The following is a 25,099-nucleotide window of genomic DNA, read 5'->3' as shown; positions in this document are numbered from 1 at the left end:
CAATGTAACTTATTATTAGTAAGTAAGAGGTAAAACTATGGCAAACACTGTTGAAATTAATGGCGATCAGCGAAAATTTACGCTTAGTCCTGATTTGAAACTATATGCTCTGATTGATGCAGGTTTCGTTAAGACGACTAAGGGTAATTTTAATTACGAGCATCCGCTTTATAATGAATCGCCTTATGATGCGCCAACCAAGCTTAAGATGACTATTGATAAGGACCTAAAGCGTCTAACAATGGTTGTTACGGACCAGAATGGTCTCAAAAAAGTTAATATTTTTAAGAATAAACAGTTGGCACCTACAGTTGAACTTTTAAACTATATATTGAAGGACTTAGAAGAGCGTAATATTATTATTGCGGTAAAGGATTGATTTAGTTGACAAAAAAGAAGACTAGGGTTGTTGTTGGTATGAGTGGCGGAGTAGATTCATCCGTTTCAGCTTTGCTGCTTAAACAGCAGGGTTACGACGTTATTGGCGTATTCATGAAAAATTGGGACGATACTGATGACAGTGGCGTTTGCACTGTAACTGAAGACTATGAGGACGTTAAAAAAGTAGCGGATCAAATTGGAATTCCGTACTATTCAATTAACTTCGAAAAAGAATATTGGCATCGTGTTTTTGAGTATTTCTTAAGTGAATACAAAAAAGGCCGTACGCCAAATCCTGATGTAATGTGTAATAGTCAAATAAAGTTTAAATCATTTCTCGAATTTGCGTTGAACCTTGATGCTGATTACATTGCTATGGGTCACTACGCTAAGACGGTAACTGATGAAAATGGTGTTACTCATATGATGCGACCTAAAGACGGTAATAAGGATCAAACTTACTTTCTGAGTCAGTTAAGTCAAGAACAAATTAGTCGAGTGATATTTCCATTAGCAAATTTAACTAAACCTCAAGTTCGCCAAATTGCTATCGAAAATGGATTAATTAATGCCAAGAAAAAGGATTCAACTGGAATTTGCTTCATTGGAGAAAGAAACTTTCAGAAGTTTTTGACGGAGTTTCTCCCCGCTAAGGCGGGTAAAATGGTAACTCCTGACGGTTCAGTCGTTGGTGAACATGCAGGACTAATGTATTACACTATTGGTCAACGTTCAGGCCTTGGCTTGGGATCGACTAAAGAATCCACTGCACCTTGGTTTGTTGTTGGCAAGGATTTAACTAAAAACGAGTTGATTGTTGAGCAGGGTTACGACAGCGAGCTTTTGTACGCAACCAAGCTTGAAGCTAGCGAAATGTCATTTTTCACTGGTCGGCCAGATCATGACTTCAAAATACACTGTAGTGCAAAATTTAGATATCGCCAGCCTGATGTTAGTGTCACAGTTGAATATCATGCTGACAGCAATTCAGCAACGGTTTATTTTGATGAACCTGCGCGAGCAGTCACACCTGGTCAGGCCTTAGTTTTATATAATGGCGAAGAGTGTCTTGGCGGCGGAAATATTGATTGTGCGTATAAAAATGAAAATAAGCTACAATTAGTTTAGTTTTAATAGGAAAGTGTCATTTTTCATTTTCCTATTTTTGTTTATCAATTTTTAAGTACTTTGATTTTCGAAATTGCTAAAAAATAAAGTGTTTAACGATTTAGATAGTAGGGTCTTAATTTTTGGTTCTTGTTCGCGTGAATTAAGATATTCTTGCTATGTTAAGTCAGAATTTCTTCTCGTTTAACTCTATTAAATGATAAACTGGAAAAGTAATGATGAGGAGGAGAAGTTAATAAAGCATGCAAATTTATTTTGTCAGACATGGTAAAACCGAATGGAATTTAGAGAAAAGATTTCAAGGAGCGCACGGTGATTCACCTCTTTTACCGCAGAGTTTAGCTGACATAAAAGAACTTGGCAATTATCTTAAAAAAACTAAATTTGTTGGTTTATATTCTAGTCCTTTAAACCGGGCATTAAATACTGCTATTGGTTTAAAAGAAAGCATGGGAATAACCTTACCTATCAACAAAGATGAACGTTTGCGTGAGTTTGATATGGGACTAATGGAAGGGCTAAAATTTGATGAAGCCCTGGTTAAATACCCTGAGCAAGTTGATGATATATGGAATAGGCCTGATAAATACGATGGAAAGAGTATCGCAGGTGAAGATTATCCAGCAGTTATTGAACGTGGCAAAAGCTTTGCCAAAGAAGTAGCGCATAACCACTCCCATTCTAATGATAAAGTGATTGCAGTTAGCCATGGCGCAGCCCTTGGAGCAATTATGGGTGGACTATTAAATTATCCGCTAAAGGATATTCGTCGAAATGGTGCTCTGAGTAATACCAGTTTGACTATTTTAGAAACAAATGATGGTATTACTTTTAAACTAATTGTTTGGAATAAAACTGATTTTTTAGGAAGAAAAATTACGGGAACGGATTCACTATGATCAAAAAGCAAAATAACAATACTGCTGAAAATAAGGAAACAAATCGACAAATTCAGCAGTTAGTTACCAAAATTGATGCTAGCCCCCAAAAAACTGAGAACTATCTTAAACTTGCGACCTTATTGATTGAGCAAGGTAGCTTCGATCAAGCTACCCAGCTGCTTGAACAGGCCAAGCAGCTAGTAAAAAAGCCACAAGATTTGGATTACGATTTGGCTGTTTGTTATTATATGCAAGGTGATTTTGATCATGCACTGCGTCTATTAGATCAGATACCCAACGATGATTTAGTTCTATACCAAAAAGCGTTGGTTTTTCTAAAGCTTGGTCAAAATCAAAAGGCCTTAGCTCATGCGTTAACAATTAAAAACACTGATGATCGGGTAAGAGAGCTACTTGGTGATATTTGGCTGAGTCTGGGAGAATTGAAAAAAGCTGAATCAAGTTATAAACAAATTGATTCCAATAACCGAAGTGCAAAGGTTAACTTTATGTTGGGAATAACCGTCTTCTCTGATAATCGTGATCAAGCAGAAGAGTTTTTAAATATATCTAAAAAGCAAGATTCTAAGTTTTTTGCCCAGGCTAAAAAAGAGTATGAAGCGGTTTTAAAAATGGTTAAAGATGCAGGAAAGACAAATGACTGAATTTACTGGAAAAATCAATCGCGTAGTTTTTGAAAACGACCAGGATTTATACAAAATCCTCGATGTGACTATCATTGGGAAACTAGCAGATTATGACCGTGAAGAAATTAAAGTAACTGGCAGTTTTGGAGATATTCAAGAAGGCGGAACATATCATTTTGAAGGCAAATTGATTGTTCATAACAAATTTGGTTTGCAATTTCGCTGCGATCATTATAAGCAATCGCTGCCTCATGAAAAAGGAAGCCTGAATCGCTATTTAAGTTCAGATAAGTTTCCAGGAATTGGGAAGAAAGCAGCAGACACCATTATTTCTACTCTGGGGGTTGATGCACTTACGGTTTTAAAGGCGAATCCTGGTAAAGCAGCAACTTTGCCGTTAACTAAAAAGCAAAAAGATAGTCTTATTAATGGTGTCAACTCCATGGACTCGTATTCTGAGATAGTATTAAAGCTTGCGCAGTTTGGTCTTAATAAGAAAGTTGCTGATCGGCTTTATCAAGTATATCATGGGGAAACTTTAGATAAATTGGAAGCTGATCCATATGCTCCTATTGCTGACGTAACTGGTTATGCTTTTAAAAGTGCTGATCGACTAGGTAGTGAACTGGGAATCAGTGCTGACGATTCGCGTCGCATTAATGGGGCAGTTTTTCAAATTTTAACTGACGAGTTAAGTCAATCAGGTAATACTTACGTTGAACTCACATACTTATTGACAGAAGCTAGTAAGCTTTTACAGATTAGTCAGTTTGATCCAATAGCTACTTGTGTAAACCAGCTTCAGCATGATGGAAAAGTTGTTGTATCAGGGGAAAAAGCAGCCTTACAAAATATTTTTGCTGCTGAGAGTGATATTGCTCTGACAATGAAAAATTTAGTTAACCGTCGAAGTGAAGACGAACAATTTGAAGATCAAGCAATTGATGAAGCTATCGAAAAAGCAGAAAAACAATTAAAGATTAAATATGATCTCACGCAAAAACTGGCAATCAAAAAGGCACTAACTAATCCGATCTCAATTCTTACTGGTGGACCAGGTACAGGAAAGACTACGATTATAAATGGAATTTTGCTGGCACTTCGTGATTTGGCTGATATTCCCGCCTCAGCTTTATATAGTAGTGACCCACCATTTTTACTAGCTGCTCCAACCGGGCGAGCAGCCAAAAGAATGGAAGAAATTACTGGAATTACCGCAAAAACCATTCATCGGATGTTAGGCCTTGGAATTGGGGAAAATGATGCTACGGATTTAAATGAACTTAATGGCGAGATTTTAATCATCGATGAGATGTCAATGGTTGATATGTTTCTGTTTAAGCAACTGATTTCTAGCATTGAAGACACTAAGCATGTGGTTTTTGTGGGAGACAAAGACCAGTTGCCTTCAGTAGGTGCTGGCAATGTTTTTAGCGATTTAATAAAAGCAAATGTTTTTCCGACGACTGTGCTAAAGCAGATTCACCGACAAGGTGATGATTCTAGTATTATTACCTTAGCTCACGATATTAATGAAGTAAATGATCAGCAATCGCTGTTTAAAAAGACTAATAACTATTCTTTTATTTCTTGTCCGCCGCATGAAGTTGACCATGTGGTTAGCCAAATTGTCCAACGAGCTTTGCAGCATGGCTTTAGCCAAGACGACATTCAGGTTTTAGGTGCAATGTATCAAGGTGATGGGGGCGTTAACAACTTAAATAATGTTATTCAGCAAATCATGAATCCGGCTAAACCCAAAAGTAAGACACTTGAGATTCACGACGAAACTTTCAGGATTGGTGATCGCATCTTACAGTTGCAGAACAACCCGGAAAAAGACATTTATAATGGTCAAATCGGCAAAATCATATCAATTGATGAAAAAAATCCTCAAAAATGTATGACGGCAGATTTTGACGGACGTGAAATTAGTTTTAGTAAAAAGGACTTATTTGATTTAACTCGGGCATATGCCATTACCATTCACAAAGCTCAAGGTTCTGAATTTCCGCTGGTGATTTTGAGTCTAACAATGCAAAATTACGTTATGCTTAAACGAAATTTATTGTACACCGCAGTTACTCGAGCAGAAAAAAATCTCGTTTTAATCGGTGATCCGCGTGCGTATATAATGGCATTAAACAATTCCGGTAATGACCGTCAAACTGGTTTAAGTGAAAAATTGCAACAGCAACTTGATGTCGTCACTTCCAAAACTGCAACTGAAAAAGCTGATTCTGATGAATTGCCAATTAATAAGACTGAACTTTCAGAGACAACAGATTATCTTCTTACCGCTGAATTGATTTATTCTGGAAAAATAGATCCGATGATTGGAATGCAAAATGTTAAGTTGGAAGCAAAACAGGAGACTGACTAATGCATGAACAAGTAAATTCTGAAGAACAAAATATCCTAGCTGAAATGGGCGCCTGGGTGACTGAGCACACGCAAGTATGTCGAGTAAGTGGTGACACCTTAGAGGTTGCTATGACTGAAAAAGACTCGCTTGGTGAAACTATTTATTGTTTTGTCCAAAAGAACGAAAATGATTATCGTATAGGTGATGATAGTCGGACTTTATTTAAAATCGATCCTGGCGCTAGTGATGAAGAGATTTACGAATTGGCAAGTGAACTAGCTACAGCTGCTGGTTTTCAATTTGATCAAACAAGTGGTGAAATTTGGAAGCAAACTGATAAGGAACATCTTGTTGAAGTAATTATGGCACTAGCTCAGCTAATAGTAGCAGTCTCTTATTTAGGATAAAGCCAGGAACGATTTCCTTGCTTTTTGACAGCAATATTAAAATATGATTGAATTATATTTTAATATAGCAGGGATTGAGGGTATCTAGATGGCAATAATTTTTAATAACTTAAGTAAGAGTTACAGAAAAAAACTGATTCTACGTGATATTAATTTATTGATTCCCGAAACTCCTGCAGTTATTGGCTTAATTGGTCCAAACGGAGTGGGAAAATCTACGATGTTACGACTGCTTGCAGGAGTTTTATCACCAAGTGGCGGTAGTTTAAGTTCTGATCAAACTAATGTTAGCTATAATAAATGGGCTGGTCAGCATACTTCATTTATTGCATCCGGTGAACGAGGACTGATTAATCGTCTAAGCACTTTAGAAAACTGCATGTATTTTTCTTCTATTAAAGGTTTTGACATATCGAATGCAGAAAAGAACATTAAGCTTTTGGCCAAAGGATTAAACTTCTCGGATTGTTTACCTAAAATTTATCAAGAACTGTCAACTGGTCAAAAGAAAAAGGCTGCGGTACTGGTAGGGGCAGCAATGGGAACAGATATATTACTTATGGATGAACCCTCAAACGGGTTAGACATTGCGGCGCAAGAAGATTTGGCTGAGTTTATTGTAGAACTAAAAAATAAACATCATAAATTAATTTTTGTTTCTTCGCATGATACGCAAATGTTGTCCGGTGTAGTTGACTACTATTTATTTCTGAAAGACGGCATAATAGCAGAAAAAGTAGGGCATAAATTAAAAGAAGCAGAACTAATATCTAACTATCACAGTTTATACAAATTAGAAAAGTAGGTAACTATATGCAAATGCTCAAGCAAATTGCCACCCTGTTTTGGGTGCAAGTAAAACTACAGTTTAAAATCCGATTACGGTATATGAATGCAACAATTACCGAACTGATTATCTACGCTGGAGCATTTTTAATAATTTTATTCGGTAGCAATTCTTCAGAGCTAGGCAAACAGTATGGCACTAAAGAAGGAATACTAATTACTATGATTGGTTATCTATTTTGGGGTATTGGTATTTCTGCATTAGGCTCTTGCAGCAACAAGGTCGAAAACGATGAGCTAAGTGGGATATTTGAAACGGAAGCGCAGTCTATTTTTCCCTTATGGCTAATCTACTTAATTCAAACAATTGTTGAGAATATTTTCGTTTGGATTTATTTGTTGCTGATTGGCATAATTGCGAGCTTTTTTGCGGACTTTACCTTTGGTCAATTATTAAGTGTCTTTTTGCTTTCTTTTGTTTTTTCATTTATTTCCAATATAGGGATGTTTGGAATAGGAATGATTTTTGCCTCAGGTTCCATTCGTTTTAAACGGATGGGACAATGGGCTACTGTTCTTCAAGCTCTTTTAGTAATGGTATCTAATGTTTATCTTCCCGTTTTCAGTGTCTTTCAAGAAGTCATTCCTTATGTTGGCGGTGTAGAAATGGTTAGAAAGCTCTTTTTAGGTCGTAGTGTTTCAGGTATTAGTTTTTTGATGTATGTAGTGGTTAATTTAGTTTGGTTATTGATCGGAATTTTTATCTTTAACTACTGCATTGAAAAAGAGCGTAAAACAGGGTCATTTGATGCGTTCTAAAAAGAAATTGACTGAACTTAGCTTGGGTTTAACAGCGATTTTTGTTATACTTTAGTAAGAGAATTAAGTAGTTTATAAAGAAAGCAATGATACTATTTTAGAATTTAATCAAGTAAAATGGGGAACCAAAAACTATCAATTAGTAAAGAAGTTGTATTTGACAGCTTTTCCTGCTAGTGAGCGTTTTCCGGTTTTCCATCTTTTAATAATGAGCCTACGTAAAAATGTTCATCTTGAAGCAATTGAGGATAATGGTGCTTTTGTGGGGCTTGCTCTTATTGTTGAAGGTGCAGAGGTGGTATACCTGGCTTATCTTGCAATTAATCCTGATAAACGCAGTCAAGGCTATGGGTCAAAAGTTCTACAACAATTAAAGAAGCGTTTTGCTGATAAGCAAATTGTTTTGGACATTGAACCAGTTACTAAAAAAGCTGCAAATTATTCCCAGCGTGTGAAAAGACTGAAGTTTTACCAGCAAAATGGTTTTACCGAAACTAAAAAGAAATTGATTGATGAACATGGTCAATTTTCTATTTGTACGAATGGGGATCGTTTAAAGGAAAAGGACTTGAGACAGATTTTAAACGATATGGGCTTTGGGCTATATAAGTTTAAGATTGAGTAACATCAATACCAATTAAAAAGGCTATGAGAAAATTGGATTTCTCATAGCCTTTTTTGATGTGACATTATCTATACAATCTAAACTGGTCGACTGCAAGTTCAAGTTTGAAACTATTTCCTTTAATTTCTTCACCATCAACTTGAGCAAATTCTTTTTTAGTGGTTTGAACTTCGATTTTTTCAGCTTCAACATAGTGAAACTGCGGATCACTTACATGTGAACCATCTTTGAGCAGATTGATAAGCAGCTTGATTAATTTCATTATGCTGTATTTTTCTACAATCACTACGTCTATCTTATGACTGTCGATTTTAGCACTTGGCAGAAGCGGAATACCTCCACCTAAATAGGGGTGATTAGTCATGGTAACCAAAAACGCATCATTAAAATGCAGTCTTTGACCATCGGCTTTCACATCAACTCCAAAAGTATCTTGCTTGTACAGAGCCGAAAGGATGTGCAGACCATAAATTAGATTGCCTTCATTTAACTTATTTAGCAGTTTTTTAAGCTCCGATATATTGCTGAGATGATTAACATATGCGTCAAAGCCTACTCCAAAACTGTTTGCAAAGTAATAAGTCTTATTCTTAGCTTCTAAAAGTTTGAATGCTCCACAGTCAATTAAATCTGGATTAGGATTTTTCTTCAGGCGGTTAAGGAGCTCTTTGGGATCACTAGTAAGGCTAGCTGCACGACCAAAGTCGTTACCTGTTCCAGCTGGTAAATATGCAAAAGGAGTCATTGGATTGACAGAGCGCTTAATGCCGTTAAGAACTTCATTAAGCGAACCATCTCCACCAATTACTACCAAAATTTCTTCCTTTTGATGCTCTTGATCAGCATATTTTTGAGCAAGGGTAATGGCTTCTCCAGCAAAAGTGCTCTTTTTAATATCAAAATCAATATTCTCGTTTACCAGTATAAGAACCATTTGGTCTAGTATCTTTTTTGCGTGTCCGTTTCCGGCCGTTTCATTGACAAGTAAATGTATTTTTATTTTTGTATTCATATTATCTAATTATATGTTTTTTTGGGAAAAAGAAAAAGCCCGATTAAGGGCTTTGTTTATTTCTTTTCTACAATCATTGGCAAAATCATTGGTCGTCTCTTGGTTTTTGAATATAAGAAATCTGAGAGATTTTCAACAATTGCTTTGCGAACAACACTGTCGTTAGGATTGTCAGTTTTGTCCATTTCAGTTTTGATAATATGATAAATGTGCTTTTGAGCTTGATTGATTAACTCAGTTGATTCCCTCATGTAAACGAATCCGCGACTTAAAACATCTGGGCCAGCAAGTACTCGTTTATGCTTGTAATCAACTGTAGCAACTACAACTACCAACCCGTCTTCTGATAAAATCTGACGATCATGCACTACTACATTGCCGACATCTGCGGTACCGGAGGTATCAACATAGACATCACCAGCGGGAATGTGACCAGCAATTCGTGATCCTTCAGGACCAAAACAAACTACTTCACCATTTTCTAAAACAAAGGTGTGATCTTCTGGAATTCCAGCTGCTTGGGCTAGTTCAGTATGGACAACTTGCATGCGATATTCACCGTGAACGGGAATCATGTATTTCGGTTTGGTAAGTCTAACCATCATTTTTAACTCTTCTTGGCCACCATGACCAGAAGTGTGCACATTGTTGATTCTGCCATGAATGACATTAGCGCCACCTTCCATTAACTTGTTAATAAGGTGGTTAACACTAAGAGTATTGCCTGGAATCGGATTTGATGAAAAAATTACCGTGTCTCCCGGTTGCAAACTAATTTGTCGGTGAGTACCATTAGCAATCCGAGAAAGGGCAGCTAGCGGTTCACCTTGAGAACCAGTACACAATATCATTGCTTCATCAGCAGGAGTATGGTTAATTTCATTTGCATCAACAATCAATCCTTCGGGTACGTTAAGATAACCAAGATCAATTCCGTTTTGGACGCCATTTTCCATACTTCTACCAAAAATTGCCACTTTTCTACCAGTGTCAATTGCAGCTTCAATTGCTGTTGATACCCGATAAAGGTTAGAGGCAAAGGTGGCAAAAATAATTCGGCCATGAATACCAGTAATAATGTCATGCAACGATTTTGCAACGAACATTTCAGATTTAGTAAATTGCGAAACTTCAGCATTGGTTGAATCTGAAAGCAATGCTAGAACGCCTTCATTGCCAATTTGAGCCATTTTTTGAAAATCCGGAGCTGGTTGGTTCATCACTGGTGTCAGGTCAAACTTGAAATCTCCCGTAAAGACAACAGAACCTAGCGGAGTATGAACCGCAATTCCTAAAGTATCAGGGATTGAGTGAGTAGTTCGGAAAAAGCTAACAGTTAATTTTTTGAACTTAAGAACCGTATCTTCATGTTCTTCATGTAATTCGGTTGTTCGTAAAATACCATGTTCTTCGAGTTTGCCTTTAATTAAAGCTAGAGCAAATGGAGTGGCGTAGACCGGAATTTCAGGAATTTTTTCCAGTAAAAATGGAATTCCGCCAATGTGATCTTCATGACCATGGCTAACTACTAGCGCTTTGATTTTTTTTCGATTCTTAATTAAGTAGGAATAATCGGAAATAACATAATTAATACCTAAAAGGTCATCTTCTGGGAACTTAATTCCACAGTCCATAATGATAATTTCGTCTTGGTATTGAACACAATACATGTTTTTGCCAATTTCGTGCAACCCCCCGATTGCTACGATGGCAACTTCGTTGTTTTTAATGCGCACTTAAATTACTTCTTACTCTCAAAAGACGTCAATTTAAAATCGGCGTGCTCTTTTTCATATTCTAGTGAGTTTCCAGTTAATTCTTGGATGAGTTCAATGTTGTAGGGGGTGTTCTCCTCAACCAAAGTCCTAGCAGTGATCAGATTGTCCGCTTCTAGGTAAAGAGTCTGTGTTGTTTCCCGTCTTGGGTTGACAACCTTGTCTTTTTGATACAAAACTTTGTAGATCATATTTGTATTCTCCTTATTCAGTTCTTAAACGTTCTTATTTGGATACTAAAATACCCAATAGCTAGTAAAATTCTATCATAATTATGATTTTAAGTATAGAAACAAGTTCTAATAGTTTGATTAAAAAAACTGTCAAACGTTATTTGACAGTTTAGTTATCAAGTCAGCTACTAGTAAATAACCACAGTATCGTCGGCTATTTTAAACGGATCTTGTTTGTTAATTCGATCATAAAAAAGGTGACCACGCAAATGTTCAATTTCGTGGGAGGCAACAATTGCTGGATAGTCTTTTAGGCGAACGGTTTTTTCTTCACCTTCAACGTTATAATAATGAACCTTTAATTTATCTGGGCGAGGCACATAACCATCGATGACCTTGTCAACACTTAAACAGCCTTCTCCTTCGCTAAGGCAGGCTTGGCGAACTGATTCAGATAATATTTCTGGGTTGACAATAGTTTCTTTAAAAACTATTTCTCCTTTGTCATTTGGAACAAGCAGAGACGCCATCTGAACGCTTTCCCCAACTTGCGGAGCGGCCAAGCCGACTCCGGCACGTAACTGATGCTTTTTAGCGATTTCGGGATCTTGTGAGTTAATTAAATATTCCATCATGTCGTTAGCCAGCTTTTTGTAATGGTCGCTTAAAGGAAAGGTCAAAGGTTTGGCCGTTTTACGCAATACTGGATTTCCATCGCGGGTAATATCTTTCATTAAAATCAATTAAATTCACTCTTTCGTAAAAAGTTATAACTATATTTTTAACATAAGTTGGGTTAATTTGTCTGCTTTTTATTCTATAATAAAAATTTGATTTGAAAAAGAGGGATAAACGTTGACCAGTATAATAGTTAGGTGGTAAAATCAATGAGCGTAAATATACAGATATGAAACACTTCGATCAGCATGTTTTTTGATATGCCGCCGAAACTGTGACATTGTCACAGTTTTTTTATTGAGGAGTGGGGAGGAATACTTTTGTCAGAAAAAAGAAGAGACGATATTAGAAATATAGCTATCATTGCTCACGTTGACCATGGTAAAACGACCTTGGTTAATCAGTTATTAAAACAATCCGACACGTTGCCAGAGCATATGGCTCTTGAAGATCGTGCGATGGACTCTAATGATATTGAACGTGAACGTGGTATTACTATTTTATCTAAGAATACTGCGGTTAAATATGGTGGTACAACTATCAATATTTTAGATACTCCTGGACACGCAGATTTCGGTGGCGAAGTTGAACGTATCATGCACATGGTTGATGGCGCTTTACTACTGGTTGATGCCTATGAAGGAACTATGCCGCAAACTCGTTTCGTCCTTAAAAAGGCTCTAGAAGCTGGTGTTAAACCAATCGTTGTGATTAATAAAATTGACCGACCAGGCGCTCGTCCTAAAGAAGTTCTGGATGAAGTTCTTGAACTTTTTATTGAGCTTGGTGCTAACGATGAGCAACTTGATTTTCCAGTTGTCTATGCTTCTGCTTTAAACGGTACTTCTTCTTATGAAGCTGACCCAGCTACTCAAACAGAAACTATGGCTCCAATTTTTGAGACAATTATTAAGGCTATTCCGGCTCCTCTTGATAATGCTGATGAACCTCTCCAGTTCCAAATTACAATGCTTGATTGGGACGACTATGTTGGTCGAATTGGTGTCGGCCGTGTTTATCGTGGAAAAGTAAAAGTTGGCGATAACATTACGGTTATGAAGCGTGACGGCTCACAACAAAACTTCCGAGTTACTAAACTATTTGGTTTCTTCGGCTTGAAGAGAAATGAAATTAACGAAGCAAAAGCCGGTGACATTATTGCAATCAGTGGAATAAATGATATCTTTGTCGGAGAAACTATTGCGTCAGCTGAAGATCCAGAAGCATTACCATTTTTGAAGATCGATCCACCAACTTTGCAAATGGACTTTGTAGCAAATGACTCTCCTTTTGCTGGTCGTGAAGGTGACAAGGTCACCCCTAAGAAACTTGAAGACCGTTTGATTAAGCAAACTCGGACTGATGTTTCGCTGAAAGTTGAACCAACGGACCAGACTAATGCGTGGACTGTTTCTGGCCGTGGTGAACTTCACCTATCAATTTTAGTTGAAGAACTGCGCCGTGAGGGTTTTGAATTACAACTTTCTCGACCAAAAGTTATTTATCGTGAAATTGATGGTCAAATGTGTGAACCATATGAAGCCGTTCAAGTTGATACCCCTGACGAATATGTTGGTTCAGTAATTGATACCATTTCTCAAAGAAAAGGAGAAATGAAGAATATGGAATCAACGGGTAATAACCAAACCCGGTTAGATTTCCTTGTTCCTTCACGTGGTTTGATTGGCTATAACAATGAGTTTATGTCTCAAACCGGTGGCTATGGGATTTTGAACCATAGTTTTGATTCATATAAGCCAGTTGTAAAGAACTGGGAACCAGGACGTCAAAATGGCGCTCTAGTTTCAATCAGCCAAGGAAAGTCCACTACTTATTCGTTGCAAACAGTAGAACAACGTGGTGAGCTTTTCATTGGTGCTGGTGTTGAAGTATATGAGGGTATGATTGTCGGTCAATCATCACGTGACCGAGACATTGCCGTTAACGTTATTAAGGGTAAAAACTTAACTAATACGCGTGCTGCTGGTAAAGATCATGCAGCAGCAATTAGAACTCCTAAAACGATGACGCTTGAAGAGTCAATTGAGTTCTTGAACGATGATGAGTATTGTGAAGTTACTCCAGAATCAATTCGACTTCGTAAAAAGATTTTAAATACTTCAGAACGTCAAAAAGCTGATAAGAAACGTAATAAAAAGTAAATGATGTGATAAAAATGGCACTCGCTGATGAAGTGGTGCCATTTTTGTTTTATAATAAAGAAGATATTTTCTAAAAAGGGGGACGACTATTTTGCGACAAAAATTTCAGCATATGAATTACAGAATTTTGGTTCCATATTTATTACTAGTAATTATTGGAATAATTATGGTTTATTCTGCTAGTTCTGACATTTTGCTCGTAAATGGATTTAGGCCTGCAACCTATGGAATTAGACAAGCAATATATGCTGTATTTGCTGTTTTCCTTTTTGCCACAGTTACGTTTTTATTAAAACTAGAGCTTTTTAAGAGTCCACGATTTGTAGCTGGGTTTTTAGGTATTAGTATGCTTTTGTTACTATATCTAATTGTATTAAAGATTTTTAGAGGTTCAGACGCTGCTGTCAATGGTGCAGTTGGTTGGATTGACCTTGGAATAATTAAAATACAACCGCTTGAAATTGCTAAGTTAGCTTTGGTAATATACTTAGCATTTTATCTTGATCGTCATGATGGTTCTTTTCGACGCGGATATATTATTCAGAATTTATCTAGACCGGCAATTATTGCGGTAATTATGATGTTTTTAGTTGTGCTTGAGCCTGACTTAGGTGGTACAGCTATTTTAGCTATGATTGTCATTGTGATGTTTTCCGTATCAGGTGTTCCAGCTAGAAACGCTGTAATTTGTCTGTTAGGCATTGCAATTGGCGTATTCTTTTTAGTCTTTTTAATTATTAAATGGGATCCAAAATTTTTGCAGGATAGTTACCAATATCAAAGACTGATGTCTTTTATGCATCCCTTTGAACTTGAGCAAAAGGGTGGTGCTCAATTAGTTAATTCGTATTATGCTATTCACAATGGTGGACTGTTTGGAGTTGGTTTAGGTAATAGCATGCAAAAGCGAGGATATTTGCCTGAACCATATACTGACTTTATTTTGGCTGTCATCGCAGAGGAAATTGGTGTAATTGGTGCTTTAGCATTGCTTGCATTGTTATTTTACTTAATGTGGAGCATTATGGATGTAGGGATTCACGCTGAATCGCAATTTAATGCTTTAGTTTGTTTTGGAGTTACTACAATTATTTTTACTGAAACACTGTTTAATGTTGGTGCTGTTTTAGGATTGCTACCAATTACGGGGGTTACTTTGCCTTTCATTTCGTATGGTGGTTCTTCATTAATTGTTTTATCAGTATCAATTGGCTTAGTGCTGAATATTGCTGCCAACGAGAGAATTAAGCGGGAAGAAGAGGAAAATAATGAGTATTAACCAAGATTTAGCGACTACTTCTCTAGTTAAGCGACAGGGATTAATAGTTTGTTTAAACTCTGTCAGTCATCAATTTAAGCTTAGACGTTTTGGTGACATAGTTTATTTTTCTAAAAAAATGACTTATTGCATTTTATATGTTGATCAAAAAGACGCCAGTAAAATTATTGACACGCTTAACTCGTTTGACTTTGTTAAGAGTGTTGAAAAATCAGACAGTGAAAAGGTTGATTTATCAAGCCCACACATTGAACAACAGATTAGTGACTTGGCAAAAGCAGCTGAAAGGCAACTTTCTGAAAAACAACAGAGTAATACAGAACAATTATTATGAGAATTATTGCTGGAAAATACGCTAAAAGAAATTTATTTACCTTAAAAAGTCAGAAAACTAGGCCAACAAGTGACAAAGTTAAAGAATCACTTTTTAATAGTCTAGGTCAGTTTTTTGCTGGTGGACAAGTACTTGATTTGTATGGTGGTAGCGGCGCCCTTGCAATTGAGGCAGTTTCTAGAGGAAGTGCGCATGCCACAATTGTAGATGTTAATTATCAAGCCGTTGAAATTATCAAGAAAAACGTTAGCTTGACTAAAGAAGAGAGTCTTTTTTCGGTTTATAAAATGTCAAGTGCGGCTGCGTTAAAAAGGTTTGCCCAAAATGGACAAAAATTTGATTTGGTTTTTTTGGATCCACCTTATGCAAAACAAAAAATTGCTTCTGATATGAAAAAAATGTTGGAATTAGATTTATTAAATGATGATGTGGTAGTAGTGGCTGAAACCGATGGTGAAACAAGTATTGGTAATGTTGATGGTTTTTTGTTAACCAAGAAGCACCATTTAGGTAAGACAATCATTCGTTTCTATCGAAAGGAAAACTAATGAACTATGCACTTTTTCCGGGTAGTTTTGATCCGATTACTAATGGTCACATTGATGTAATCAAAAAGGCCACTAATATTTTTGACAAAGTTTATGTTGTGATAATGACTAACTCTACCAAGCATTACCTTTTTAGTGTTAATGAGCGAGTCAAAATGGTTGAAGATGCTCTAAAAGATCAGCCCAAGGTTGAAGTTCTAAAGAGACCTGATGACTTGGCAATTAATGTTGCTCACGAACTAGAAGCAACAGCTATAGTACGCGGCGTCAGAAATAGCGAAGATTTTTTATACGAGCAGCAAATTGCGGCAATGAATAAAAAAATGGCAGACGATGTCGAAACTGTTTTATTATTTACAAAACCAGAAAATAGTTTTGTTGCATCTAGCATTATTAAAGAAATAGCTCAATTTGGTGGAGATATTAGTTCTTTTTTGCCTGAAAAAGCTGCCATTGCAATGAAAGAAAAATGGAGAAAAACTCATGAATAAAACTCCGACCACTAAAAGAAATGGGAAAAAAACTTTACGTAATTGGATTATTTCGATTTTAGTCGTATTTTTACTAATCGTAGGGCTTAGTTGGCCAACTAACTATTATCTTGAAATGCCTGGTGATGCTGTTCCTGTTAATCAATTTATTAAAAGCAGAAACAAAACTCCAAATAATTTTTATTTAGTTACAGTTAGTGAAACAACACGTCCGGCCTCTGTTTTACAGTATTTGTTGAGTTATACGCACGAGTACTATAGCCGAATACCAAAAGAGCAATTGCTAGGTAATGCTACGAGTAGTCAATACCAAGAATTGCAGGAATGGTATATGGAAACAAGCCAGCAAAATGCGATTTATTACGCCGCTAAAAAAGCTGGTTTAAAACCGAAACTTTCTTATGAAGGCGTATATGTGATGGATGTTCAGAAGCATTCAAGTTTTAAAGGCAAATTGCAGATTGGTGACACGGTTTTAGGTGCAAATGGCCACCGTTTTCGCTCAACTGAAGAAATGATTTCTTATTTTCAGAAAAAGAAAATTGGCTCTAAAGTTAAAATTAATGTGTTGCGAAACCAAAAGCGATACACTTTTGCGGGCAAAATCGTAAAAGTCGAAGGAACTAATAAACCTGGAATTGGTATTCAATTGGTGGAGCATGTCAAGGTTACTACCAAACCAAAAATGCGAATTGATGCTGGTGCAATTGGTGGTCCATCTGCCGGCTTAATGTTTACTCTGGCTAGTTATGAGACCTTTACTAAGCAAAACTTAGCTTTAGGTCACAAAATTGCTGGCACAGGAACAATTTCTCCAAATGGTAAAGTTGGTGCAATTGGTGGAGTCGACAAAAAAGTAGTAGCGGCCCATGAAGCAGGTGCAGAGGTCTTTTTTGCCCCAAGTGACACATCACTTTTGAAAAAGTCAAAAAGCAACTATGTGGTAGCTAAAAAGACTGCTAAAAAGATTGGAACGAAGATGAAAATAGTTCCAGTAAGAACCTTTGAAGATGCACTTAATTACTTGAAAAAACACTACTAAAAGAAATAAAAAGTCCAGAAAGAATTCTGGACTTTTTTCGTATTTAAAATTAGGAGGTTTAACTAGTGGATTGGGAAAAAATCAAAAGCTTAGTTTTTAAATACAAATTATATTTAGTTGTTGGGTTCATTATGCTAGTCATTTTTGTTTGGGCGATAAGCAAAGACAATAATCGCAAAGAAAACTTGAGCAATTTTAGTTCAGAAAAGCAAGAATTAACGCGTAAAACAGATCCTAATGATATGAAAATGTCTCAAACAGATTCCACTAATGAGAAAAGAACTCAAAAAAATTTGGAACCTAAAAATGTAACTTGTGATATTTCTGGAGCTATTAAAAATCAAGGGGTTTATACACTGAAGAATGGAGCTCGCCTAAATGAACTAATTGAAATAGCTGGCGGTTTAGCTACCAATGCTCAACTTAAAAATGTAAATCGAGCATTAATTCTAAAAGATCAAGATAAAATTTATATTCCTCATGTTGGCGAAAAATTCAGCAAAACTGATATTGTCTCTTCAGAAGAGGAAAATAGCACAACTTCAGCTGATATATCAAATGCGCAGTCAAATAGTCCCAAAATAAACATTAATACTGCTGACTCTGCAGAATTACAAAAACTGAATGGTATTGGTGAAAAGAAGGCGCAACAAATCATTAGCTACCGCCAAAAAAATGGTCAATTTAAGCAAATTGAAGACTTAAAACAAGTTTCCGGAATTGGAGATAAAACTTTTGAAACCCTTAAAAGTCAACTGGCAATCTGATCTTTTAAGCCCAGGCTTTTTGCTGATATCGGCGTTGCTAATTACTGACTTAAGTTTCTTATATTATCAATGTGCAAGTTTAATTCAAATATCAGTCTGTATCGTAATTGCACTCTATTTCTCATTTCTTTTACTGTATAAATACCGAAGTTTAGGTTGGTTTGTCGGAATTTTGTTAACGATAAGTTTATTGGTGGTCACTATAGATACCAATCAATCTAATTTTGAATTAACTGCTAAATCAGAGCTAAAGCTGTATCCTGATCAAATTAGAGTTAGCGAAAACTGGATAACAGGTTACGCAAAAACTGAAAGTGAAAAGTTGCTTGTCTCGGCAACTCTCAATAAAGATCAAATTAGGTTACTTAACCTTGATCATACAATTTTATTAAAAGATATACAAGGTACAATTAGTCCTATACCACCGGCGACAAACTATGGTCAATTTGATGCCTGTAAGTACTATCAAAGTCAAAAAGTTGTTCGGCAATTAAAGATAACCAACTGTAAAGTAGTTAGCAAGCCTGGGGGAGTATTAGATTTTTTTCATCTTATCAGATTTATGGTACAGTCTTATTTCAAAAGCATGCCGCGATTATTAGCTTTTTTTAGTAGTGAATTAATTTTAGGTGAAAATTCTGACCAAGATAATCAGCCGATTCTGAATAACTATCGAGACCTAGGCATAATTCATATTTTGAGCATTTCTGGATTACATGTTGGCATTTATACCATAATTATCTGTACAATTTGCTATTACTTGAAATTAACCGAAAAAGAAGCTTTTATTTGTTGTCTAGTTATTCTAATTATTGGAATTTTTTTAAGTAATGGACAAGCTGGCTTCATTCGGGCAAGTTTAACCTATATTTTAGGACAGCTGTTTAAGTTTAAGAAAATAAGAATTGCCAAACCTGATTTATTAGGACTAACTTGCTTGCTGCATTTGATCTTAAACCCCAGACTGATGATGAGTGTGGGAGCCTTATTTAGCTATGTTTTAGCTCTAGGAATAGAAATAACGAACAAAATGCCGAGTTTTAAGCAGTCGCTAGCTCTGAATGGGTTATTGGTTCCATTATTATTATTTTATTTTTTTCAATTTAATTTTTTGACGGTGGTTTTTAATGCGCTGATTGTACCTTATTTTAACTGGATAGTAATGCCCGTGACATTTCTTAACTTAATTAGTTTTAAAGTATATCCCAATTTTGCGTACTTTTTAGAAGCAGTTTTGCAAATTGGAGAAAAATTGATTGGTCAAATTTCAGTCACCAAAGCTGGATTACTCACTTTTGGTAAAATTAATTGGTGGCAATGCACCCTGCTGATAACCTTAACTGCTATTTTATTAATTTGCTTAAATGAACAGTTTTTTAAAAAATGCGAAAGATATAAATTTATTAGTATACTTTTTCTGCTATACCTGTTTTTATTCATTTCAATTCACTTTCCTGTAAACGGACAAGTAACTTTTATTGATGTTGGGCAAGGGGATAGCATTTTGGTTACTACTCCTATTTTGCGCCAAGTATATTTGATTGACGTTGGTGGAAAAATTAACTTTAGTGGCAAAAAATTGACTCCTCAAGTTAATAAAGTCACGCTACCATTACTAAAAGCACAAGGAATTAGTCGAATTGACGGAATTTTCGTCACTCATCAAGATGCTGATCATGTTGGCGACTTAGGTCCACTTCTTGAACAGATTAAGGTAAAAAAGCTGTATACTGCTTCAGGTCTAATTAAAAATCCTTCCTTTGTTAAACGAATAGCGGGGCGAATAAAAAAAGAACAAGTTGTTGAGCTTCTTGCTGGTGAAAGGGTGAGTGAGCCACAAATCAAGTTTGATGTAGTGTATCCATTTCAACCGGGCTTAGGGAAAAACGAAGATTCGCTTTCTTTAACTTTCCGCCTGGCCAATAAAAGGTGGCTTTTTACAGGTGATTTAAATCAAGCTGGTGAAAAAGACATTATGGCAAAGTATGGTCTTCAGGCTGACTACTTTAAATTAGGGCATCACGGGAGTCGTACTGCCTCAAACCCTGATTTTTTAAAGAAATTAAACCCAAAGCTAGTTTTTATTTCTGCGGGTCGGAATAATCGGTTCGGACACCCACATCCGGAAACGCTTGACACACTCATTACTCAACATATACCGTGGGCTTCAACCCAAGACTGTGGTATGATTACTTGGTCTTATAGCAAATTAACTAAGCCAAAATTTAAGTGTTTTATTGGTGATTAAAAATGAACTTACTTTCTCTTTTTAAAAACTCAAATGTTAACAATCTACAAACCTTGATTATAGGAGATGACGCTTTTTTAAATGATTACCTTGCTCGTTCATTTACCCATGAAAATCAGTTTGCTGAAATGGAAAGGTTAACGATTGATTGTGAAAATGACAGCTTAGACGAACTGGTAGCCGATTTGACAGAATCTAGCTTGTTTAATCAACAAAAAGTGATTACGGTAAAAAATCCATATTTTTTAACTGCAAAAACTCCTAAAAAAATTCAAAAACAACTAGAACAGTTACAGCAAGTTTTTGAAAATATAGACAAATTAGATGATATTGTTGTTCTAGTAGCATCATATGAGAAACTGGATCGACGCAAAAAACTGACCAAAACAGTATTGCGTCAGTTCAACACAGTTAATACTGAAGTAAAAACCTATGAGGTAAATAGACTAGTCAAAGCCCTAATTTCAACCGAGGGTTATCAAATTTCTAGTTCTGCCTTGCAACTATTACTTGAGCGTAGTGATCAGGTTTTGGATACAGTATTGGCAAATTACAATAAATTAAAAATGGTAGCAGCAAACGGAAAAATTACAGATGAAATAGTTCGAAAAAATGTTGATTTATCTTTTGCGCAAAACGTGTTTGCTATCTTGGAAGCTGCCATAAGGCAAAACTACACTGAGGCAATAGAAAGGCTGGATAATCAGTTACGTGAAGGTAGTAATCCTATTCAGCTTCTGGCTGTTTTTGAAAGTCAGTTGGAGTTGATTTTGGTAGCCAAAGTTCTAAAAGAGCGTGGACGGAGTGAGCCAGAAATAGTTAAGGAACTAGGAGTTCATCCTTACCGCATAAAATTGGCACTAGCTAACCGACTCTCTGTAAGCCAACTTTCCAGTTTGCTAATGCAGGCGATTGATCTTGATTATAAATATAAAAATGGTCTGTACCGAGAAAGTAACTTTTTGCAGTTATTTATTTTAGGTATGTAAAAAGGTAAGAATGAAACTCATTCTTACCTTTTTAGTTTATTATTGTCAAAATTATTTAGCTAATTTAGCTAAACGGCTCTTATCACGGCTAGCCTTGTTCTTATGAATAAGACCCTTTGAAGCGGCTTTGTCCAAAGCGCGAGCAGCAGCAATATGTAATTCGGAGGCGTTTTCGGCACCAGCTGCTTGAGCAGTCTTGAACTTCTTAACAGCAGTTCTTAATTCTGTCATTTGAGCAGCTTTGCGCTTTCTAGAAGCATCTTGAGTTTTCACACGCTTAATAGCTGATTTGATTTGTGGCATAAAATTCACCTCCATTGATCGTAATTTTACTTAATAGATTATACTGAAGAATAATTGTAGATGCAAGATAATTTACACTTGCTTTTTAAAAAAATAATCTGTATTATACTATTGTTGTGAACCGTTAACGCTGTTTGCTCGCTCACACCTGACGGTTAACGTTGTTAACGGCAATTTATTTTATTGAAAGGTGAAAATTATGGCAATTTCAAAAGCAGAAAAAGACGAGATCATTAAGCAATTTGCTACTCACGAGGGTGACACTGGTTCAACTGAAGTTCAAGTTGCAATCTTAACTAAAGACATTAACAATTTGACTGAACACATGAGACAACATTCTCATGATCACCACTCATACGTTGGTTTGCTTAAGAAGATTGGTCACCGTCGTAACTTGCTTCGTTACTTACAGGATAACGATATAAACCGTTACCGTGAATTAATCAAGAAGTTAGGTTTACGCCGTTAATCTTAAATATGAATAATAGAAAGTCAGTTCTGGGAAGAACTGGCTTTTTTGCTTTTGTCATAATCGTATTTTATGCTAGAATAAAAAAAGATACTTTTACGTTGTGATCTTCTATGATCCATAAATTAACAACTGAATATCAAATACAAAAGAAAAGGAAAAAAGATGGCTGATCAAGTTAAAATAATGATTTTGGGCGGTGTTCGTGAACAAGGAAAAGACATGTTCGCCGTTCAAGTTAATGATGAAATTTTTGTTCTTGATGCTGGCTTAAAATATCCTGATAGTTCTTTATTTGGAATAGATTTGGTAATTCCAGATCTTGATTTCTTTGAACAATATGGAGATCAGGTAGTTGGCATCTTTTTATCGCACGGACATGCGGATTCAATAGGAGCGCTACCGTATATTTTACGTCAGTATGATATACCAGTTTTTGGTTCGCAGTTAACAATTGAATTGGCTAAAATAACTGTTAAGCGTGAAAATAAAAAGTTAAAGAATAGTCTTTTTCACGTTATTGATGCGGATACTGAAATTGAGTTTAAGAATGCAAATGTTTCGTTTTTCCAAACAACACATTCAATTCCAGATTCACTTGGCATAGATGTGCATACGCCAGCGGGTGAAATTGTTTATACTGGTGACTTTAAATTTGATCCTTCCGCTGCGCCAAAATATCGAACTGATTTAGACCGTTTGGCCGAAATCTCGCAAAAAAATGTTTTAGCTCTACTAAGTGATTCTTCAAATGCTGAAGCTTCATTTCCTAATGTTTCGGAGCAAGACATTGGCGATTACGTAACGAATGTTTTTCGAAACGCAAAAGGTAGGGTTATTGTTGCAGCAAAAGCTTCTAATTTGATTAGAATTCAAGAAGTTTTAAATGCGGCTTATAAGACAGGTAGACATGTTCTTTTGACTGGGCGTGACGTTGCTAAAATCGTAAGAACTGCAATGGATTTAGGATACTTAAAAGCACCTAAGAATCTATTAATTCGGGTTAAAGACTTAAAGACTACGCCTGACAATAAAATTGTAATTCTTGAAACCGGTCAAATGGGTGAGCCCCTGAATTCCTTACAAAAAATGGCTAAAAAACGTCATAGTATGATAACTATTCAAGAAGGTGATCTTGTTTTTATTGCAACGACACCATCTCACTCGGTTGAAACGGTTGTGGCACAGACAAGTGATTTGGTTTATCGTGCTGGCGGAACTGTAGTTGAGCTAGGACGTGCTCAGCATACTAGTGGACATGCTACCGGACGAGATTTGCAAATGCTAATCGATATTTTAAAGCCAAAGTTTTTAGTTCCTGTCATTGGTGAATACCGTTTGATGGAAGTACACCGTGATTTAGCAATTCAGGCAGGTGTAGCAAAAGAGAATGTCTTAATCACTAAAAATGGTGAATGCTGGAATTATGATTTTGAGCAAGAGAAATTTTATCGCACTGATCCGGTTCCAGGTGAAGATATTATGATTGATGGTTCTGGTATTGGTGATGTTGGTAACATTGTACTGCGCGACCGTGAGGTCCTATCAGATGACGGAATTTTTATTGCGGTAGTAACAATCGATCGTCGTAAAAAGAAAATTATTGCTCAACCTCAAGTTACTAGCAGGGGTTTTGTTTATATTAAGGCTAATCATCAGTTAATGCATGATAGCATTGAGCTAATCAAAACTACTATTAATAATAACTTTGAGCATAAAAAATTTGATTGGACAGAAATAAAGCAGGATGTTAGGAATGATCTTGAAAAGTTCTTATACAAAAAAACCAATCGCCGTCCAGTTGTTTTACCCGTTGTAATGGAAGTTAATCAAAACCGACACCGTGCAATGCAAAAACGAAATGAAAAAAATGAGGCTGTTAATAATAGTGAATCACAGCATTCGGTTGATGTTCATAAAACTGGCCAAAAAATTATTAAGAAAGACTGATTATGACGTCTTTAAGTCAAAAAAACTTACTTAATTTAGCTCTAAAAAATGAAGCTGAGGGTAATCTAAATTTAGCTATTCAAAATGTCGAAGAAGCACTCCGTGGTGGTAGTAACAAGGAAGTGGTTCTTCGACTTTGCGATTTATACTTAAAAGATAATCAGGAATATTCGGCTTATGTCTTAATTAAAGAAGAAAAAGATCTTTTTTCTGATCAAGATATTTTTGAAATGTACAGTCGAGTTATCCAAGCAAATCACTTTTTGATTGAAGCTCTTGCAGTAAACAATTTGAGTAATCGTAAGTGGAATATTGAGGTATCACCGGTTGAAGTAAACGAACAGCAAAAAATAATGCAGACTTTTAAGCAAACAAAGCAACCGACTAAGTATGATTATGAACAGCTGTTTAAGTTGGACTTGGTCAATTTTAAAAGTTTTGCACAAAGCTTGTTAATCGATCCAAGTTTAAATTTTGCGGTTCGCATAGTGTTGTGCGAGGATTTATCGCGCCTAGGTCTTGATGAAAAATATCAGGTTTTGGTACTAGGTAACATGGAAGAATTTATTCCCAAAAAAGCTGGTTTGTTAGAAAAGGATCCAATTTATCAGGAAGTAGTTTCAGGAATTGGGTCTAAATATTACCACCGTCCAAGTCAATTGCCTGCTGTTTTAGGCGAGGTAAATCTAATTTTGGGCAGTCTTTACCCTAAATTATCAAAGTATGTCGATGAACCAGACAGTTTTGCTAGTGACATTGCATCATATATTGATAATCATGATGGACGAGGCAATCATGCTCTTTTTGAACAAATTGACCGCACCATCCCTAAATAATTTA

26 protein-coding genes are annotated in these 25,099 nt (G+C 36.1%); 21 read left to right on the top strand and 5 right to left on the bottom strand.

Going from position 1 to position 25,099, the window contains the following annotated elements; all coding sequences use genetic code 11:
• The first annotated feature begins 37 nt into the window (after window positions 1-37).
• From AC2JF9_RS01745 to AC2JF9_RS01705, 9 genes are all read left to right on the top strand, one after another.
• Entirely contained in the window at window positions 38-379 is a 342-nt protein-coding gene (locus tag AC2JF9_RS01745; protein ID WP_500724986.1) for a DUF1831 domain-containing protein, read from the top strand.
• A 5-nt stretch (window positions 380-384) separates the two neighbouring features.
• Window positions 385-1,509, top strand: coding sequence for a tRNA 2-thiouridine(34) synthase MnmA (gene mnmA / locus AC2JF9_RS01740; protein ID WP_500724984.1), 1,125 nt, complete (start codon window positions 385-387; stop codon window positions 1,507-1,509).
• 242 nt (window positions 1,510-1,751) lie between these two features.
• Window positions 1,752-2,408: a histidine phosphatase family protein gene (locus AC2JF9_RS01735; protein ID WP_500724983.1), complete on the top strand. Its 657-nt coding sequence runs from the start codon at window positions 1,752-1,754 to the stop codon at window positions 2,406-2,408.
• Window positions 2,405-3,055, top strand: a complete 651-nt coding sequence (locus AC2JF9_RS01730; protein WP_500724982.1) for a tetratricopeptide repeat protein — start codon at window positions 2,405-2,407, stop codon at window positions 3,053-3,055. The genes AC2JF9_RS01735 and AC2JF9_RS01730 overlap by 4 nt, the downstream gene beginning before the upstream one ends.
• On the top strand, window positions 3,048-5,420 hold the full coding sequence (gene recD2, locus AC2JF9_RS01725) for an SF1B family DNA helicase RecD2 (RefSeq protein WP_500724980.1): 2,373 nt from the start codon (window positions 3,048-3,050) through the stop codon (window positions 5,418-5,420). Before AC2JF9_RS01730 ends, recD2 begins: the two co-directional genes overlap by 8 nt.
• Entirely contained in the window at window positions 5,420-5,809 is a 390-nt protein-coding gene (locus AC2JF9_RS01720) for a DUF1828 domain-containing protein (RefSeq protein ID WP_500724979.1), read from the top strand. The genes recD2 and AC2JF9_RS01720 overlap by 1 nt, the downstream gene beginning before the upstream one ends.
• An 88-nt stretch (window positions 5,810-5,897) precedes the next feature.
• Window positions 5,898-6,614 (top strand): ATP-binding cassette domain-containing protein, encoded by a 717-nt coding sequence (locus AC2JF9_RS01715; RefSeq protein WP_500724977.1) that lies wholly within the window; start codon window positions 5,898-5,900, stop codon window positions 6,612-6,614.
• Between the two features lie 8 nt (window positions 6,615-6,622).
• Window positions 6,623-7,414, top strand: coding sequence for a hypothetical protein (locus tag AC2JF9_RS01710; RefSeq protein ID WP_500724976.1), 792 nt, complete (start codon window positions 6,623-6,625; stop codon window positions 7,412-7,414).
• Window positions 7,415-7,571: 157 nt separating this feature from the next.
• Window positions 7,572-8,039 carry a GNAT family N-acetyltransferase gene (locus tag AC2JF9_RS01705; RefSeq protein WP_500724974.1) on the top strand — a complete coding sequence of 156 codons (468 nt, stop codon included), beginning with the start codon at window positions 7,572-7,574 and terminating at the stop codon, window positions 8,037-8,039.
• A 64-nt stretch (window positions 8,040-8,103) separates the two neighbouring features.
• Here the strand turns inward: AC2JF9_RS01705 and AC2JF9_RS01700 are convergent, their stop codons facing one another.
• The 4 genes from AC2JF9_RS01700 to def all read right to left on the bottom strand — a co-directional run bounded on the left by AC2JF9_RS01700 (window position 8,104) and on the right by def (window position 11,742).
• Complete coding sequence (locus AC2JF9_RS01700; RefSeq protein ID WP_500724973.1) at window positions 8,104-9,051, bottom strand: diacylglycerol/lipid kinase family protein; 948 nt, start codon at window positions 9,049-9,051, stop codon at window positions 8,104-8,106.
• 56 nt (window positions 9,052-9,107) lie between these two features.
• The gene (rnjA, locus tag AC2JF9_RS01695) at window positions 9,108-10,787 is read right to left on the bottom strand and encodes a ribonuclease J1 (RefSeq protein WP_500724972.1); all 1,680 of its coding nucleotides are present in this window, start codon (window positions 10,785-10,787) and stop codon (window positions 9,108-9,110) included.
• Between the two features lie 5 nt (window positions 10,788-10,792).
• The gene (locus tag AC2JF9_RS01690) at window positions 10,793-11,017 is read right to left on the bottom strand and encodes a DNA-dependent RNA polymerase subunit epsilon (protein ID WP_500724971.1); all 225 of its coding nucleotides are present in this window, start codon (window positions 11,015-11,017) and stop codon (window positions 10,793-10,795) included.
• Window positions 11,018-11,187: 170 nt separating this feature from the next.
• The gene (gene def, locus AC2JF9_RS01685) at window positions 11,188-11,742 is read right to left on the bottom strand and encodes a peptide deformylase (protein ID WP_500724969.1); all 555 of its coding nucleotides are present in this window, start codon (window positions 11,740-11,742) and stop codon (window positions 11,188-11,190) included.
• Window positions 11,743-11,997: 255 nt separating this feature from the next.
• On the opposite strand from def, the gene typA reads away from it, so the two are divergent.
• From typA to holA, 9 genes are all read left to right on the top strand, one after another.
• Entirely contained in the window at window positions 11,998-13,839 is a 1,842-nt protein-coding gene (gene typA / locus AC2JF9_RS01680) for a translational GTPase TypA (protein WP_500724968.1), read from the top strand.
• Between the two features lie 91 nt (window positions 13,840-13,930).
• Complete coding sequence (locus AC2JF9_RS01675) at window positions 13,931-15,118, top strand: FtsW/RodA/SpoVE family cell cycle protein (RefSeq protein ID WP_500724966.1); 1,188 nt, start codon at window positions 13,931-13,933, stop codon at window positions 15,116-15,118.
• Complete coding sequence (locus AC2JF9_RS01670; protein WP_500724965.1) at window positions 15,108-15,452, top strand: DUF2129 domain-containing protein; 345 nt, start codon at window positions 15,108-15,110, stop codon at window positions 15,450-15,452. The genes AC2JF9_RS01675 and AC2JF9_RS01670 overlap by 11 nt, the downstream gene beginning before the upstream one ends.
• Window positions 15,449-16,000, top strand: coding sequence for a 16S rRNA (guanine(966)-N(2))-methyltransferase RsmD (gene rsmD, locus AC2JF9_RS01665; RefSeq protein WP_500724964.1), 552 nt, complete (start codon window positions 15,449-15,451; stop codon window positions 15,998-16,000). The genes AC2JF9_RS01670 and rsmD overlap by 4 nt, the downstream gene beginning before the upstream one ends.
• Entirely contained in the window at window positions 16,000-16,491 is a 492-nt protein-coding gene (coaD, locus tag AC2JF9_RS01660) for a pantetheine-phosphate adenylyltransferase (RefSeq protein WP_500724963.1), read from the top strand. Before rsmD ends, coaD begins: the two co-directional genes overlap by 1 nt.
• Complete coding sequence (locus AC2JF9_RS01655) at window positions 16,484-17,533, top strand: SepM family pheromone-processing serine protease (protein WP_500724962.1); 1,050 nt, start codon at window positions 16,484-16,486, stop codon at window positions 17,531-17,533. Before coaD ends, AC2JF9_RS01655 begins: the two co-directional genes overlap by 8 nt.
• A gap of 65 nt (window positions 17,534-17,598) precedes the next feature.
• The gene (locus AC2JF9_RS01650; RefSeq protein ID WP_500724960.1) at window positions 17,599-18,300 is read left to right on the top strand and encodes a ComEA family DNA-binding protein; all 702 of its coding nucleotides are present in this window, start codon (window positions 17,599-17,601) and stop codon (window positions 18,298-18,300) included.
• Window positions 18,269-20,548 carry a DNA internalization-related competence protein ComEC/Rec2 gene (locus tag AC2JF9_RS01645; RefSeq protein ID WP_500724959.1) on the top strand — a complete coding sequence of 760 codons (2,280 nt, stop codon included), beginning with the start codon at window positions 18,269-18,271 and terminating at the stop codon, window positions 20,546-20,548. The genes AC2JF9_RS01650 and AC2JF9_RS01645 overlap by 32 nt, the downstream gene beginning before the upstream one ends.
• A 2-nt stretch (window positions 20,549-20,550) precedes the next feature.
• Window positions 20,551-21,537 carry a DNA polymerase III subunit delta gene (gene holA, locus AC2JF9_RS01640; RefSeq protein WP_500724958.1) on the top strand — a complete coding sequence of 329 codons (987 nt, stop codon included), beginning with the start codon at window positions 20,551-20,553 and terminating at the stop codon, window positions 21,535-21,537.
• 51 nt (window positions 21,538-21,588) lie between these two features.
• Here the strand turns inward: holA and rpsT are convergent, their stop codons facing one another.
• On the bottom strand, window positions 21,589-21,840 hold the full coding sequence (gene rpsT / locus AC2JF9_RS01635) for a 30S ribosomal protein S20 (RefSeq protein WP_500724956.1): 252 nt from the start codon (window positions 21,838-21,840) through the stop codon (window positions 21,589-21,591).
• A gap of 199 nt (window positions 21,841-22,039) precedes the next feature.
• Here rpsT and rpsO point away from each other — a divergent pair, with 199 nt between their 5' ends.
• From rpsO to AC2JF9_RS01620, 3 genes are all read left to right on the top strand, one after another.
• Entirely contained in the window at window positions 22,040-22,309 is a 270-nt protein-coding gene (rpsO, locus tag AC2JF9_RS01630; protein WP_046306781.1) for a 30S ribosomal protein S15, read from the top strand.
• Window positions 22,310-22,474: 165 nt separating this feature from the next.
• Window positions 22,475-24,259: a ribonuclease J gene (locus tag AC2JF9_RS01625; protein ID WP_500724955.1), complete on the top strand. Its 1,785-nt coding sequence runs from the start codon at window positions 22,475-22,477 to the stop codon at window positions 24,257-24,259.
• Between the two features lie 2 nt (window positions 24,260-24,261).
• On the top strand, window positions 24,262-25,095 hold the full coding sequence (locus tag AC2JF9_RS01620; protein ID WP_500724954.1) for a tetratricopeptide repeat protein: 834 nt from the start codon (window positions 24,262-24,264) through the stop codon (window positions 25,093-25,095).
• Window positions 25,096-25,099: the final 4 nt, after the last annotated feature.

This window comes from Lactobacillus sp. C449L, from assembly GCF_059900815.1.
This window is presented reverse-complemented; position numbering and strand designations above follow the sequence as displayed.